This window comes from Rhodovulum viride (assembly GCF_003265965.1).
Lineage (GTDB): Bacteria > Pseudomonadota > Alphaproteobacteria > Rhodobacterales > Rhodobacteraceae > Rhodovulum > Rhodovulum kholense.
Map to the genome: position 1 here is coordinate 82259 of NZ_MUAV01000004.1, position 14272 is coordinate 96530.

Here is a 14272-nt window from a genome sequence, read left to right on the forward strand (position 1 = left end):
GGCTCAGACCTCGGCCGAGTCGAGCTTTTCCAGCGCGGCCATCCAGAGCGCCTCGGCCCGTTCCATCGCCTCTTCGGCCTCGGCGAACTTCTTTTGCCACAGGATGCGTTCATCGGCGCGGGCGGGGTCGTAAAGGTCGGGATCGGCCAGCTTTTCCTGCAGCTTGCCGCGCATTTCGCCAAGCTTCTCGACCCGTTGTTCGCATTTGCGGACCTCGGCGCGCAGCGCCAGGATCTCGTCGCGCGAGGCGCGTTTCGGGGTTTCGGGCTTAGCGGCCTTGTCGACGGTCGCGACCTTTTCGGGAACGTCGGTGCCCAGCAGCATCCGGCGATAGGCGTCGAGGTCGTCCTCGTAGGGCGTGACCCGGCCGCCCTGCACCAGCCAGAGCCGGTCGGCCACCATCGACAAGAGGTGCATGTCGTGGCTGACAAGGATCACCGCACCCGAATAGTCGTTCAGTGCCTCTGACAGCGCCTCGCGGCTTTCGATGTCGAGGTGGTTGGTGGGTTCGTCGAGAATCAGCAGATGCGGCGCGTCGAGTGTCGCCAGCAGGAGCGACAGCCGCGCCTTCTGCCCGCCCGAAAGCCGCCCGACCTCGGTTTCGGCCTGATCGGCGCCCAGACCGAATCCGGCAAGGCGGGCGCGCAGTTTCGCGGGCGCCTCGTCGGGGCGTTCGCGGCGCAGGTGGTCCAGAGGGGTCTCGTCCAGATGCAGCTCGTCCACCTGATGCTGCGCGAAATAGCCGATTCTCAGCCGGTTGGCGGTGGTCATCCGGCCCGAGAGCTTGTCGAGCTTGCCCGCCAGCAGTTTCGAGAAGGTCGACTTGCCCTCGCCGTTCCGGCCCAGAAGCGCGATCCGGTCGTCCTGGTCGATTCTCAGCGACAGGCGTTGCAGGACGGGCGTGCCGTCATAGCCGACCGCGGCCCCTTCCAGCGCCACGATGGGCGGCGACAGTTCGTCGGGCTGGGGGAAGGTGAAGACCACGCGCGCCAGATCCTCGGGCGCGGCGATCGGGGTCATCCTCTCCAGCATCTTGATCCGGGCCTGGGCCTGCTTGGCTTTCGAGGCCTTGTAGCGGAAGCGGTCGACGAAGCTTTGCAGATGCGCGCGCCGCAGGTCCTGTTTCTTGGCCTCCGCGGCCTGCACCGCGCGCTGTTCGGCACGCGCCCGGGCGAAGGCGTCATAGCCGCCCGCATACAGCGTGAGCTTGCGGTTCTCGAGATGCAGGATATGGCCGACCGCGCGGTTCAGAAGCCCGCGGTCGTGCGAGATCAGGATCACCGTATGCGGATAGCGCGCCAGATAGCTTTCAAGCCAGAGCGCGCCTTCGAGGTCCAGATAGTTGGTGGGCTCGTCCAGCAACAGCAGATCGGGGCGCGCGAAAAGCACGCCCGCCAGCGCGACCCGCATCCGCCAGCCGCCCGAGAAGTCCGAACAGGGCATATGCTGCTGGGCCTCGGAGAACCCGAGCCCGCGCAGGATCGACGAGGCCCGCGCCTCGGCCGACCAGGCGTCGATATCGGCCAGCCGGGTCTGGATTTCGGCGATGCGGTGGGGGTCGGTCGCGGTCTCGGCCTCGGCCATCAGGCTCGCCCGCTCGGTATCGGCGGCCAGCACCGTGTCCAGCAGCGAGGTCGCGGACGAGGGCACCTCTTGCGCGACGCCGCCGATCCGGGCGTGGCGCGGGAAGGAGATCGCGCCCGAGTCGAGCGTGAGTTCCCCCCGGATCAGCCGGAAGAGCGTGGTCTTGCCGGCCCCGTTCCGGCCGATCAGGCCGACCTTGTGGCCATCGGGAATGACGGCCGAGGCGCCCTCGAACAAAGGGCGCCCCTCGATGGAATAGCGAAGATCGTCGATGCGCAGCATGGCCCGGCTTTAACAGGGCGCGGGCGGCGGGGAAAGTCGCGTCAGGCGCCCCGTTCGGCGGCGACATCCTCGTTCCAGATCGTGCGGTCGATTCCCTTCGGGTCGATCTCGGGGTGCTTCGACAGCCGGAAATAGGGCTCGGCCCGGGTCTTGCGCTGCTCGAAATAGTCCCTGGTCAACCGGATCACCGTGCCCGACAGCAGAATCAGGGCGATCAGGTTGATGGTGGCCATGGTCGCCATCGAGGCATCGGCAAAGTTGAAGACCTTGGTTACCGGCTGCACCGCGCCCCAGATCACCATGCCGACCTGTGCGGCCTTCAGGATCGCCAGCGGCACACCGCGGCCAAGCCCGAGAAACTCCATCACGTTCTCGGAATAGGCGTAGTTGCCGATGATCGAGGTGAAGGCGAAGAAAAGAATCGCCACCGCGATGAAGGGCGGGCCGAAGGCGCCGATATGGGCCGACAGCGCGTTCTGGGTCAGCTCGGTTCCGGTGATTCCGTCGGGGCCGTAATCGACCACGCCCGACAGCAGGATCATCAGCGCGGTCGCGGTACAGATCAGCAGCGTGTCGATGAAGACGCCAAGCCCCTGCACCATGCCCTGGCTCGACGGGTGATGCGGGTCGGGCACGGCCACGGCCGCGATATGCGGGGCCGAGCCCATGCCGGCCTCGTTCGAGAAGAGCCCGCGCTTGACGCCGTTCAGGGCGGCGGCGGCAAAGCCCCCGGCGAATCCGCCGACCGCCTGGTCGATGCCGAAAGCGCTTTTGACGATCAGCGCCAGCAGGCCGGGGATCTCGGTTGCGTGCACGACCAGCACATAGGCCGCGACCAGCAGGTAGATCCCGGCCATGATCGGCACCACCCGTTCGGCCACGCTGGCGATCGAGCGGATGCCGCCGAAGATCACCACCCCTGTCAGCGCGCCGATGGCGATGCCGGTCGCGAGTTTCGGGATGCCGAAGGCGCCGTCGGCGGCATCGGCGATGGAATTCGACTGGACCGCGTTGAAGATCAGCCCGAAGGAACAGAGGAAGAAGAAGCAGAACACATAGCCCAGCCATTTGGCGCCCAGCCCGTGCCAGATGTAATAGGCCGGCCCGCCGCGATACTGGCGGTCGGCATTGCGCACCTTGTAAAGCTGGGCAAGCGTCGATTCGGCATAGGCCGTGGCCATGCCGACCAGCGCCACCATCCACATCCAGAAGACCGCGCCCGGTCCGCCCAGATAGATCGCGACCGCGACGCCCGCCAGATTGCCGGTTCCGACCCGGCTGGCGAGGCTGACGGTCAGGGCCTGCAGCGGGGTGATGCCGCTGCGATCCGACTCGCTGGAACTGACGACGACGCGGATGAATTCGGGAAAGTGGCGGAACTGGAGCCCGCCGAGGCGGATTGTCAGGTAAAGCCCGGCTCCGATCAGACCCCAGATCAGGACATAGCCCCAGAGCACGGTGTTCAGGAAATCTACAATCACGGTCATGAAAAGCCCTTTTCACAGAGGCGCGCGAACACGCACCCCAACGTGAGCGGGCGTGATCGGTTCCCTCGCGACTCGCTCGCAGCTGCGGCGAAAGCCTGTTTTCAAGGGCCGGGGCGCGTGCTAGCAGGGCCGCGATTTTTCCCCGCCGTCCCCGGGCGGCGCCCAAGAGGACGCAAGACATGGCGATTCAACGCACCTTCTCGATCATCAAGCCCGACGCGACCCGCCGCAACCTGACCGGCGCGATCAACGCCAAGCTGGAAGCCGCGGGCCTGCGCATCGTGGCGCAGAAGCGCATTCACCTGACCAAGGCCCAGGCCGGCGTCTTCTACGCGGTGCACAAGGAACGCCCCTTCTACGACGAACTCTGCGAGTTCATGGCCTCCGAGCCGATCGTCGTGCAGGTGCTGGAAGGCGAGGACGCGATTGCCAAGAATCGCGAAGTGATGGGCGCGACCAACCCGGCCGAAGCCGCCGAGGGCACCATCCGCAAGGAATTCGCCCTGTCGATCGGCGAGAACTCGGTTCACGGGTCGGACGGCGCGGACACCGCCAAGGAAGAAATCGCCTATTTCTTCTCGGGTCTCGAACTGGTCGGCTGAGCCGCCGGCCGAGTCGCGGCCGCTGAGGCGCCAGACCGGCGCGCGGTACAGAAATCAAGGGGCCGGTTCCGCAGGAGCCGGCCCTTTCGGTTTGTGCCGTCAGATGCTGGCCCAGTCCTTGAACACCGGGCCCTTGGCGGAGTCGGGGGCGCTGTCCGGGCGCGGACGGGCCGAGTCGCCCTTGGACGAAACGGGGCGCGGCTGGGAAGAGGGGGGGCTGGCCATGGGCGGGACTCCTTTCGCGGCAAACACTGGGGGCCGGTGCACGGTCACATGCCCGACGGCAACCATCTGGCCGCAGAAACCGGGCGCTGTGCGGGCAAGACTCGGGCGAAAAGGAGCTTTGGGTTCTTCGGCCGGGCAGGAGCCCGCCTTGGGGCGGCCGGGCCGGAAAAGGCTTCGTCTGACGGAGTGTCCGATTGGGGGGCGTCAGGCAAAGAAAAGCGCCCGCGCGGGGGATCGCGCGGGCGCATCTGCGCCAAACGGCGGCCGAATTACTTCTCGGCCACCGCGTAATGGGCGCGTTTGGACAGGAGCGGCCAGCCCATGCGCGACGACAGCGGGGTCGGATCCGCGGTCTTCAGCTCGACATGGCCTTCACCCATGCCGCCCAGCAGCGGCCAGTTCATCTGGCGCGACAGCGGGGTCGGGTTGCCGGTCATCAGTTCGGTTTTCGAGGTGCTGCTCTCGGAGAGGCATTTGAAGCCAAGCGCGTCCGAGAAGGGCGTGGTGGTGCTTTCGCCGTCGGCTTCGACGTCGGTGAGCAGGCGTTGCTTGCTGGAAAGTTTCGGCATCCAGTCGTCCCAGAAATATTTCATGGATCCTCCAGGTTGTTGCGTCCGCGATCGTCGACGACAGGAGCAGAGCTTCGGTCCGGGCCCGACGAGAACGGCGAATTGCAGTTGGGCGCGTTATTATTACCCCACCTGCGTGAGGAGAATTCAAGGGTCCTGACGGTCGCAGGACCCGGCGCCGCAGGGGCTGCGACGTGCTGTCAAGAGGGTTCGATATGTCGCACGATTCTGGGGCCATGTCAGGCTGCGTTGACATTGCCAACGTCAATCGCTTGTGACATCGTTTGCTTGTGACGATGCCGGGTCGGAAGCCCAGCGAGAACATCGCTAAGGAAATCTCCGGTCTGCTTTGTCGACGCCTGCGTGCAGGCTCTGCACGTACCACAGTCGAAAACCATATTGGGGAGACGACAATATGACTGACGATATGGACAAAGTCTGGCCGACCGGCCTGACCCTTGCCGAAGCCGAAGAAGTGCACAAGCAACTCATCGACGGCACCCGCGTGTTCGGCGCGATCGCGCTGTTCGCCCACTTCCTGGCTGCCATCGCCACCCCGTGGCTCGGCTAATCTAGAGAGAGGATATAGATCATGAACAACGCGAAAATGTGGCTCGTCGTTAAGCCCACCGTTGGTATCCCGCTCTTCCTGGTTGCCTGCGCCATCGCTTCCTTCCTGGTGCACCTGATGCTGGTTCTGACCACCGGCTGGATGGGCGACTACTACGCCGGCTCGTTCGAAGCCGCGTCGCTGGTCACCAACGCCACCACGCTGCTCTCGTAAGCCTTTCGGCTCGAGACAGGAATTTGCGAGGGCCGGGGTTTCAGCCTCGGCCTTCGTGCCTTCGGGGCGGTGACGTCCCGGCCCTACTGGAAACGCGCCCCAGCGGGCAATAGGACACGGGCCCCCTGTGTCGGGCCGCGTGTGGAGTGTGACCGCATGAATCGACTGAGCAAGATGGCGGTGAATCGTATCGCCACGGTCGGCCCCCGATTCCTCCCCTTTGCAGATGCCGCCAGCGAAGACCTGCCTCTCAGCCGCCTGTTGCGGCTGTCGATGTTCCAGGTCTCGGTGGGCATGGCGATGGTGCTGCTGGTCGGCACCCTGAACCGGGTGATGATCGTCGAGCTCGAAGTGCCGGCGTCCATCGTCGGCATCATGATTTCCCTGCCGCTTCTGTTCGCGCCTTTCCGCGCGCTGATCGGTTTCAAGTCGGATACCCACAGATCGGCGCTTGGCTGGCGGAGGGTGCCCTACATCTGGAAGGGCACGCTTTTGCAATGGGGCGGCTTCGCCATCATGCCCTTCGCGCTGATCGTGCTGTCGGGGCAGGAAAGTGCGGCCGGTGCGCCGGAATGGATCGGCATCCTCAGCGCCGCCATCTCGTTCCTGCTGGTCGGCGCGGGCGTGCATACGGTGCAGACCGTCGGCCTGGCGCTCGCGACCGACCTCGCCCCCCGCGAGGACCAGCCCAACGTGGTCGGGCTGATGTATGTCATGCTGCTGGTCGGCATGATCGTCAGTGCGCTGCTGTTCGGTATGTGGCTTGAGGACTTCTATCACGCCAAGCTGATCAAGGTGATCCAGGGCGCGGCCGTCGCGACCATGGTCTTCAACGTCATCGCCTTGTGGAAGATGGAGGCGCGCGACCGAACCCGCGCCAAGCCGCGCCCCGAAAGCGAACCCGAACCCAGCTTCCGCGAGGCCTGGGGGCTCTTCACGCGCGGACCCAACGCCCGCAAGCTTTTGTGGGTGATCGGGCTCGGCACGCTGGGCTTCGGCCTGTCGGACGTTCTGCTGGAACCCTTCGGCGGCCAGGTCCTGGACATGTCGGTGGCGGCGACCACCAAGCTGACGGCCTCGGTCGCGGGCGGCACGCTGGTCGGCTTTGCCTGGGCCTCGCGGGTGTTGTCGCGGGGCTATGATCCGATGGCGATGGCCGGATGGGGCGCGCTGGTGGGGCTGCCCGCCTTCGCCGCGATCACCTTCTCGGCGACCCTGCAATCCGAGCCGATCTTCGTGCTGGGCACGATGCTGGCGGGCTTCGGGGCGGGGCTTTTCAGCCATGGCACGCTGACCGCCACCATGCGCTCGGCGCCGAAAGCCCAGGTCGGGCTCGCGCTCGGTGCCTGGGGCGCGGTGCAGGCGACCTCGGCCGGGGCCGGGATTGCGCTGGGCGGCGTCTTCCGCGACGCGGTGCTGCATTCGCCCATCGGCGACGTGTTCGGCGCGGCCACGCCCTATTTCTTCGTCTATGCGATCGAGCTGGCGCTGCTGGTGGCGACCATCGTCGTCGGCTACCGGCTGATGCTGAGCCGCGCCTTCGGCATCGAGAACGCGCCCGACTGACGCGGACGCCCGTGCCCCCGCGCCAGACGCGGCGGGGGCACGCCCTTTCCGGGCAAAATCCGGTCCCCGGGGTTTCCCCTGCCGCCGTCTTGGCTAAGTATGCCGGGAAAAGGGGCCGGATTTGATCGACTCGCGTTGCATTCCCTCGTTCGCCGTCCTGACGGCGATCCTGCTGTCGGTCGCCCCGCGACCGGCCGCCGCGACCCAAGCCGTGCTGAGCGCGCCCGGCGCACCCGACGCGGTGCGGCAGGCGCTTGAGAACTCGGCACTGTCGTTGCAGGCGGCCAGCGAACCCGATGCCAGCGCGCAGGACATCTTTGCCGCCGCCCGGGCCGATTACGCCCGTCTTGTCGGCGTGCTCTATGCGCGCGGCTATTACGGTCCCGAGGTCCATGTCACCCTCGACGGGCGCGAGGCGGCCGATCTGTCGCCCCTGTCGGTGCCCGCCCGGATCGGCCGGGTCGAGATCCGGGTGGCGACCGGGCGGCCTTTCGCCTTCTCCGAAGCCCAGATCGACCCGCTGGCCCCCGGCACCGACCTGCCCGAGGGGTTTGCCCCGGGGCGGCCTGCCGAGGCGGGCACCATTCGCGCTGCGGCCGAGGCCGGGGTCGATGGCTGGCGCGCGGCCAGTCACGCCAAGGCCCGGGTCGCGGGCCAAAGCCTGATTGCCAATCATCCGGCCGCAACGCTGGCCGCCCGGGTGCGGCTCGATCCCGGGCCTGCGGTCCGGTTCGGCGATCTCGTGATCGCCTCAGGCTCGCGGGTGCGCGAAGACCGGCTGAGGGCCATTGCCGGGCTGCCGATGGGCGAGCCCTTCGACCCCGAGGCGCTGGACCGAAGCGCCGAGCGGCTGCGCCGGACCGGCGCCTTCCGGTCGGTGCGCCTGACCGAGGCCGAGACGCTCGGCCCCGGCAACAGCATGGATATCGGGCTGGAGGTGGTCGACCAGAAGAAACGCCGCCTGGGCTTCGGGATCGAGCTGTCCTCGCTCGAGGGCGCGACGGTCTCGGGCTACTGGATGCATCGCAACCTTCTGGGCGGGGCCGAGCGGCTGCGCTTCGATTTCGAGGTGGCGGGGATCGGCGGGCAGGAGGGCGGCGGCGAGGATCTGTCGCTGTCGGCCCGCTTCGACCGCCCGGCGGTGATCGACGCGGATACCGGGCTTTACCTGCTGGGCGCCGTCGAGGATCTGGACGAGCCCGATTATACCGAGACCAACGCCCGGGTGGGCGGCGGCCTGACCCGGATCTTCACGCCGCATCTGAGCGGCGAGGCCGGGGTGCTGTTGCGCTATTCCGATGTCAGCGACGATCTCGGCGACCGGCAACTGACCCATCTGACCTTTCCCGTCAGCCTGACCTGGGACCGCCGCGACGATGCGCTCGACGCCCATGACGGGTTTTATCTCGACGGCAGCGTGACCCCGCTTCTGGCGGTGGGCGGCGCGGCCGAAAGCGGCGCGCTGATCAAGGCCGATGCGCGGATCTACCAGCCGCTCGGGTCCCGGGTCGTGCTGGCCGGGCGGGCGCAGATCGGGTCCGTGGTCGGTGCGTCGAGCGATGGCGTCCCGCCCGCGCTTTTGTTCTTTTCGGGCGGCGGCGGCACGGTGCGCGGGCAGCCCTACCAGTCGCTCGCGGTCGATCTGCCGAATGGCGACAGGATCGGCGGGCGGTCCTTCGTCGGACTGTCGGGCGAGGCGCGGGTCGGCGTCACCCGCGCGATCCAGATGGTGGCCTTCTACGATGCGGGCTTCGTCGGGCCCGACTCGTGGGTGTCGGACGGAGACTGGCATTCGGGCGCGGGGCTCGGGCTGCGCTATGACACCGGGATCGGTCCGATCCGCTTCGACATCGCGGCGCCGGTCGACGGCGATACCGGCGACGGGGTTCAGTTCTATATCGGTATCGGGCAGGCCTTCTGATGCGCGCGTTTCTCGGCTTTCTTCTGCTTCTGCTCACCGCGCTGCCGCTGGCCGCGCAGGAGGACGACCGCGGCGTGCTGGTGCGCTTTCTCGAGGATAAACTCTCCTCGGCCGGGCGCGAGATCCGGATCGAGGGGTTCGAGGGCGCGCTGTCCTCGCGCGCGACGCTGAAAGAGCTGACCATCGCCGACGAGGACGGTGTGTGGCTGACCGTGCGCGGCGCCGTGCTCGACTGGTCGCGGGCGGCGCTTCTGCGGGGCGAGGTCAAGGTCGACGAACTGTCGGCCGACGAGATCCTGCTGCCGCGCCTGCCCAAGGGCGAGGGCGCCAGCGTCGAGCAATCCGAGGCCACGCCCTTCGCGCTGCCGGACCTGCCGGTCTCGATCGACATCGGCCGGGTCAGGACGCCGCGGCTGGTGCTGGGCGAGGCGCTGATCGGCCAGGAGGCCGAGATGGCGCTGGACGGGGCGCTGAGCCTCGCGGGCGGCGCGGGCGAGGCCGATATCACCGCGACCCGCAGCGATGCCGACGGCGCCTTCGCGCTGAAGGCCGCCTATGCCAATGACAGCCAGACCCTGTCGCTGGACCTGTCGCTGACCGAAGGGGCGGGCGGCATCGTGTCGAGCCTTGCAGGTCTGCCGGGCGCGCCGCCGCTGGCGCTGACGGTCGAGGGCGACGGGCCGCTCAGCGATTTCGGGGCCGATCTGGCGCTGGCGACCGAGGGCGAGCCCCGGGTCGCGGGCCGCCTGACCATCACCGCGCCCGAGGAGGCGACCGAGGCCCGGGCCTTTGCCGCGACCCTTTCGGGCGATCTCGGCCCGCTGGTGGCCGAGCGGCTGCGGCCCTTCTTCGGCGACTCGGCCGATCTGGCGGTTGAAGGTGTGCGCGGCGCCGACCGTCGGCTCGATATCTCGCGACTCGAAGTCTCGACCGGGGCCTTGCAGCTGGGCGGAACGCTGGCGCTGGCGCCCAGCGGCCTGCCGGAAAAGGTCGATCTGTCGGGGCGGCTGTCGGGGCCGGTGGTTCTGCCGGTCTCGGGGCTGGACACCACGGTCGAGGCCGTGTCGCTCGATGCGAAATTCGATGCCGCGACCAGCGAGGCCTGGCAGGCCGACATCGCGCTGGACGGGTTGACCAGCGGCCCGCTGAAGCTTGGCCATGCCGATCTGACCGGCACCGGCACGATTCGGTCCGAAGCGTCCGCGCTGGACGCCGACATCGCCTTCCGCGCCAGCGGGTTGAGCCATTCCGACCCGGCGCTGGCGCGCGCGCTGGGCCCGGCCGTCGACGGCAGCGCGCGCCTTTCCTGGCAGGCCGGGACGCCGCTTTCGCTGAGCGATCTGGCAATCGCGGCGGGCGATGCGCGGCTGACGGCCAAGGGCACGCTGGGCGCCGCCGCCGAGGGGCTGCCCTTCGACGGCGAGATCGGCGCGGCGCTTGACGATCTCTCGCGTTTCGGGGCCTTGGCGGGCCGGGCGCTGGGCGGCGCGGCCCGGGCCGATCTGACCGGGCGCTACCGTCTGCTGGACGGGATCTTCGATCTGACGCTCGCGGCCGAAACCACCGATCTCAAGACCGGAACGCCCCGGCTCGATCCGCTTCTGGCCGGAAAGGGACAGGTGCAGGTGGCGGCGGCGCGGGGGCCCGAGGGGACCGCGCTGAAGGCGCTGCAGGTCGAAACTCCGGGCATCCGTCTTGAGGGCAAAGGCGATCTGTCGACCGCCTCGGGCGGGCTGACCCTGACCGGGCAGGTACCCGACCTGGCGCTGGTCGATCCGAAGCTGACCGGGCCGGGCACACTCGACACCGCCTTCGGCTGGGAATCGGGCGGGCGGCTCAGGCTCGACCGGTTCGAGGCCCGGGCGGCCGGGGCCGAGATTGCCGCCCAGGGCGCGCTGACGCCCGGCGACCCGACCCTGCCCGCCGAGGGCAAGGTGACGCTGAGCGCGCCGAAGCTCTCGGTCTTTTCGGGGCTTGCCGGACGGCGGCTGTCGGGATCGGTGGACGCGACGCTGACCGGGCAGGGCGCGGTCAAGGGCGATTTCGAGGCGGCGCTGAGCGCCGAGGCGCAGGGGCTGGCCATCGGTCTGGCCCAGATCGACCGGCTGATCGGCGGCAAGACAACGATCGAGGCCGAAGGCGCGCGCAGGGGCGGCGCGATCTCGGTCGGACGGCTCGACATCGCGACGCCACGGCTCACGGTCAAGGCCGAGGACAGCGCGGGCGACGGCACGCTCGATCTGGCGGCACGGCTGTCCGATCTGGCGCTGCTGGTCGAGGGCTTCCCGGGACCGGTCGCGCTGAAGGGCACGGCCCGGCCCGACGGGGCCAACTGGCGTCTGAAACTCGATGCGACCGGGCCGAGCGGTACAACCGCGGCCGTTGCGGGCACGCTGGCCCGCGATGCCTCATCGGCCGATCTGAGCCTGAAAGGCCGTGCGCCGCTGTCGCTGGCCAATCCGTTCATCGAACCCCGCAGCCTTGACGGGATGGCGGCCTACGATCTGACGTTGAAAGGTCCGCCGGGGCTGTCGGCGCTGTCGGGCCGGGCCACGACCTCGGGTGCACGGCTTTCCGCGCCGACGCTGGGCGCGGCGCTGACCGATATCGGCGGTCGGGTGGATTTGTCGGGCGGACGCGCGCGGCTTGACCTCAGCGGACGGCTGGGCGGCGGGCAGGTTGCTGTCACGGGGCCGATCACGCTGTCCGGGGCCTTCCCGGCCGAACTGGCCATCCGGCTGACGCAGGCGCGCCTGCAGGACCCGGCGCTTTATGAAGCCAGCGTCGATGGCACCGTGACCGTCACCGGCCCGCTGACCGGCGGCGCGCGGATTGCCGGGCGGCTCGATCTGGGGCGGACCGAGATCACCGTGCCCTCGACCGGGCTTGGCGGCGGCGGCGAGCTGCCCGATCTCGTGCATCGGGGCGCCCCGGCGGCGGTGCAGGCGACGCGGGTGCGGGCCGGACTGGTCGAGACCGACAGCGGCGGCGGGGGCGGACGGCCCTATCCGCTGGACCTGACGGTGTCGGCGGCCTCGCAGGTCTTCGTGCGGGGCCGGGGGCTCGATGCCGAGCTGGGCGGGCGGTTGGTTCTGGGCGGGACCACCGCCGATGTCGCGGCCACGGGCCAGTTCCAGCTGATCCGCGGGCGGCTCGACATCCTCGCGCAGCGCTTCACGCTGGACGAGGGGCAGGTGACGCTGTCCGGCCCGTTCGATCCGCAGCTGCATTTCGTGGCCGCGACCCAGTCGGGCGACGTGACTGCGCGAATCCTCGTCGACGGGCGTGCCAGTTCCCCCGATATCTCGTTCCAGTCGGACCCCGATCTGCCGCAGGAAGAGGTGATCTCGCGGATCCTGTTCGGCCGCGGGCTCGACACGCTGTCACCCTTGCAGGCGGCCGAGCTGGCCTCGGCGGTGGCCACGCTGATGGGCCGGGGCGGGCAGGGGATTCTGGGCACGCTGCGCAGTGCGACCGGGCTCGACGATCTGGACGTGAATTCGACCGAAGAGGGCGGCACCGAGCTGAGTGCGGGCAAGTACCTGTCGGACAACGTCTATTCGCAGGTGATCGTCAATCCGGATGGCGAGAGCGAGATCAACCTCAATCTCGACGTGTCGCCTTATGTGACCGTCAAGGGCCATGTCGGCGCCGAAGGCGATACCGGCATCGGGATCTTCTACGAACGCGATTACTGAGAACGGCAGGGCCCGCGCCCGCCGGGGCGCGGGAGCGGTTCAGCCGTTGCTGCGGCGCACGAAGCGGGCGGCCTCGGCGGCGGCGGCGCGCAGAGCGTTCGACTTGTTGACGGTTTCCTGCCATTCGGCGGCCGGGTCGGAATCGTAGACCACGCCGCCGCCAGCCTGAATGTAAAGCTTCTCGTCCTTCAGGACGGCCGTGCGCAGCGCGATGCACATGTCCATGTCGCCACCGGCCGCGAAATAGCCGACGCCGCCGCCATAGACGCCGCGCTTTTCGGGTTCGAGCTCGTCGATGATTTCCATCGCGCGGACCTTGGGCGCGCCCGAGACCGTGCCCGCAGGCAGACCGGCCAGCAGGGCCGACAGCGCATCCTCGCCCTCGGCGATCTCGCCCACCACGTTCGAGACGATATGCATGACGTGGGAATAGCGTTCGATGATGAATTTCTCGGTCGGATGGACGCTGCCGATCTTCGCGACCCGGCCGACATCGTTGCGCCCCAGATCGAGCAGCATCAGATGTTCGGCCAGTTCCTTCCGGTCGGACAGCAAATCGGTCTCGAGCGCGCGGTCCTCGGCAGGGGTGGCGCCGCGCGGACGGGTGCCCGCGATGGGGCGGATCGTGACCTCGCCGCCGCGCAGCCGCACCAGGATCTCGGGGCTCGCGCCCACGACCTGGAAGCCGCCGAAATTGAAGAAGAACATGAAGGGCGAGGGGTTGGTGCGCCGCAGGCTGCGATAAAGCGAGAACGGCGGCAGCGGAAAATCCTGGGTCCAGCGCTGGGCCGGAACCACCTGGAAGATGTCGCCCGCGCGGATGTAGTCCTTGGCGGTCTCGACCGCGGCCATGTAGCTTTCGCGGGTGAAGTTCGAGACCGGCTCGCCGATCTCGCGGGCCTCGCCGAAATCGCGGGTCTCGGCGGGCACCGCCCGGTCGAGATCGCGCAGCGCATCCATCACCCGCTCGGCGGCCTGGGCATAGGCGGCGCGGGCCGACAGGCCGGGTTCGGGCCGGGCGGGCGAGACCACCGTCACCTCGCCCTTGACGCCGTCCAGCACCGCCACGACCGAGGGCCGCAGCATCAGCGCGTCGGGCAGGCCCAGCGGGTCGGGATTGACGTTCGGCAGCCGCTCGACCAGCCGGATCATGTCATAGCCCAGATAGCCGTAAAGTCCCGCCGCGATCGAGGGCAGGTCCTCGGGCATGTCGAGGGCGCTTTCGGCGAGGATCTGGCGCAGCGCCGTCAGCGGATGCCCCTCCATCGGCTCGAAGGCGTCGGGATCGAAGCGCGCCATGCGGTTGACGCGGCTGGTTTCGCCCCGGCACTCCCAGATCAGGTCGGGCTTGAGGCCGACCACCGAATAGCGGCCGCGCACCTCGCCGCCGGTGACCGATTCCAGCATGAAGCTGTCGGTCCGGGCACCCGCGAGTTTCAGCATCAGGGAAACCGGCGTATCCAGATCGGCGGCCAGCCGGGCATAGACGACCTGGGCGCGACCGGCCTCGTAACCTGCCTCGAAGGCGGCGAACTCGGGAATGATCTTCGACAT

At 68.6% G+C, this 14272-nt stretch carries 11 protein-coding genes; 6 read left to right on the plus strand and 5 right to left on the minus strand.

Features of this window, described 5'->3' with window-relative positions:
* Positions 1 to 3 precede the first annotated feature (3 nt).
* Entirely contained in the window at positions 4 to 1866 is a 1863-nt protein-coding gene (locus BYZ73_RS04460) for an ABC-F family ATP-binding cassette domain-containing protein (protein ID WP_112315053.1), read from the minus strand.
* 41 nt (positions 1867 to 1907) lie between these two features.
* The gene (locus BYZ73_RS04465) at positions 1908 to 3353 is read right to left on the minus strand and encodes an alanine/glycine:cation symporter family protein (RefSeq protein ID WP_112315054.1); all 1446 of its coding nucleotides are present in this window, start codon (positions 3351 to 3353) and stop codon (positions 1908 to 1910) included.
* A 179-nt stretch (positions 3354 to 3532) separates the two neighbouring features.
* On the opposite strand from BYZ73_RS04465, the gene ndk reads away from it, so the two are divergent.
* Positions 3533 to 3955, plus strand: coding sequence for a nucleoside-diphosphate kinase (gene ndk / locus BYZ73_RS04470; protein ID WP_075785376.1), 423 nt, complete (start codon positions 3533 to 3535; stop codon positions 3953 to 3955).
* Positions 3956 to 4054: 99 nt separating this feature from the next.
* Here the strand turns inward: ndk and BYZ73_RS23975 are convergent, their stop codons facing one another.
* Positions 4055 to 4180, minus strand: coding sequence for a hypothetical protein (locus BYZ73_RS23975; RefSeq protein ID WP_281269462.1), 126 nt, complete (start codon positions 4178 to 4180; stop codon positions 4055 to 4057).
* Positions 4181 to 4449: 269 nt separating this feature from the next.
* Positions 4450 to 4773, minus strand: a complete 324-nt coding sequence (locus BYZ73_RS04475; RefSeq protein WP_108026136.1) for a hypothetical protein — start codon at positions 4771 to 4773, stop codon at positions 4450 to 4452.
* Between the two features lie 391 nt (positions 4774 to 5164).
* Here BYZ73_RS04475 and pufB point away from each other — a divergent pair, with 391 nt between their 5' ends.
* From pufB to BYZ73_RS04500, 5 genes are all read left to right on the plus strand, one after another.
* On the plus strand, positions 5165 to 5320 hold the full coding sequence (gene pufB, locus BYZ73_RS04480; protein ID WP_042460741.1) for a light-harvesting antenna LH1, beta subunit: 156 nt from the start codon (positions 5165 to 5167) through the stop codon (positions 5318 to 5320).
* A 21-nt stretch (positions 5321 to 5341) separates the two neighbouring features.
* Positions 5342 to 5533, plus strand: a complete 192-nt coding sequence (locus BYZ73_RS04485; RefSeq protein WP_075785378.1) for a light-harvesting protein — start codon at positions 5342 to 5344, stop codon at positions 5531 to 5533.
* A gap of 156 nt (positions 5534 to 5689) precedes the next feature.
* Positions 5690 to 7099, plus strand: a complete 1410-nt coding sequence (locus BYZ73_RS04490) for a PucC family protein (RefSeq protein WP_112315055.1) — start codon at positions 5690 to 5692, stop codon at positions 7097 to 7099.
* A 121-nt stretch (positions 7100 to 7220) separates the two neighbouring features.
* Positions 7221 to 9020 (plus strand): autotransporter assembly complex protein TamA, encoded by a 1800-nt coding sequence (locus BYZ73_RS04495; RefSeq protein WP_245943050.1) that lies wholly within the window; start codon positions 7221 to 7223, stop codon positions 9018 to 9020.
* Positions 9020 to 12718: a translocation/assembly module TamB domain-containing protein gene (locus BYZ73_RS04500; RefSeq protein ID WP_112315056.1), complete on the plus strand. Its 3699-nt coding sequence runs from the start codon at positions 9020 to 9022 to the stop codon at positions 12716 to 12718. Before BYZ73_RS04495 ends, BYZ73_RS04500 begins: the two co-directional genes overlap by 1 nt.
* A gap of 39 nt (positions 12719 to 12757) precedes the next feature.
* On the opposite strand, the gene trpE is transcribed toward BYZ73_RS04500, so the two are convergent.
* A complete protein-coding gene (gene trpE, locus BYZ73_RS04505; RefSeq protein ID WP_112315057.1) occupies positions 12758 to 14272 on the minus strand; it encodes an anthranilate synthase component I in 1515 nt (504 codons plus the stop codon).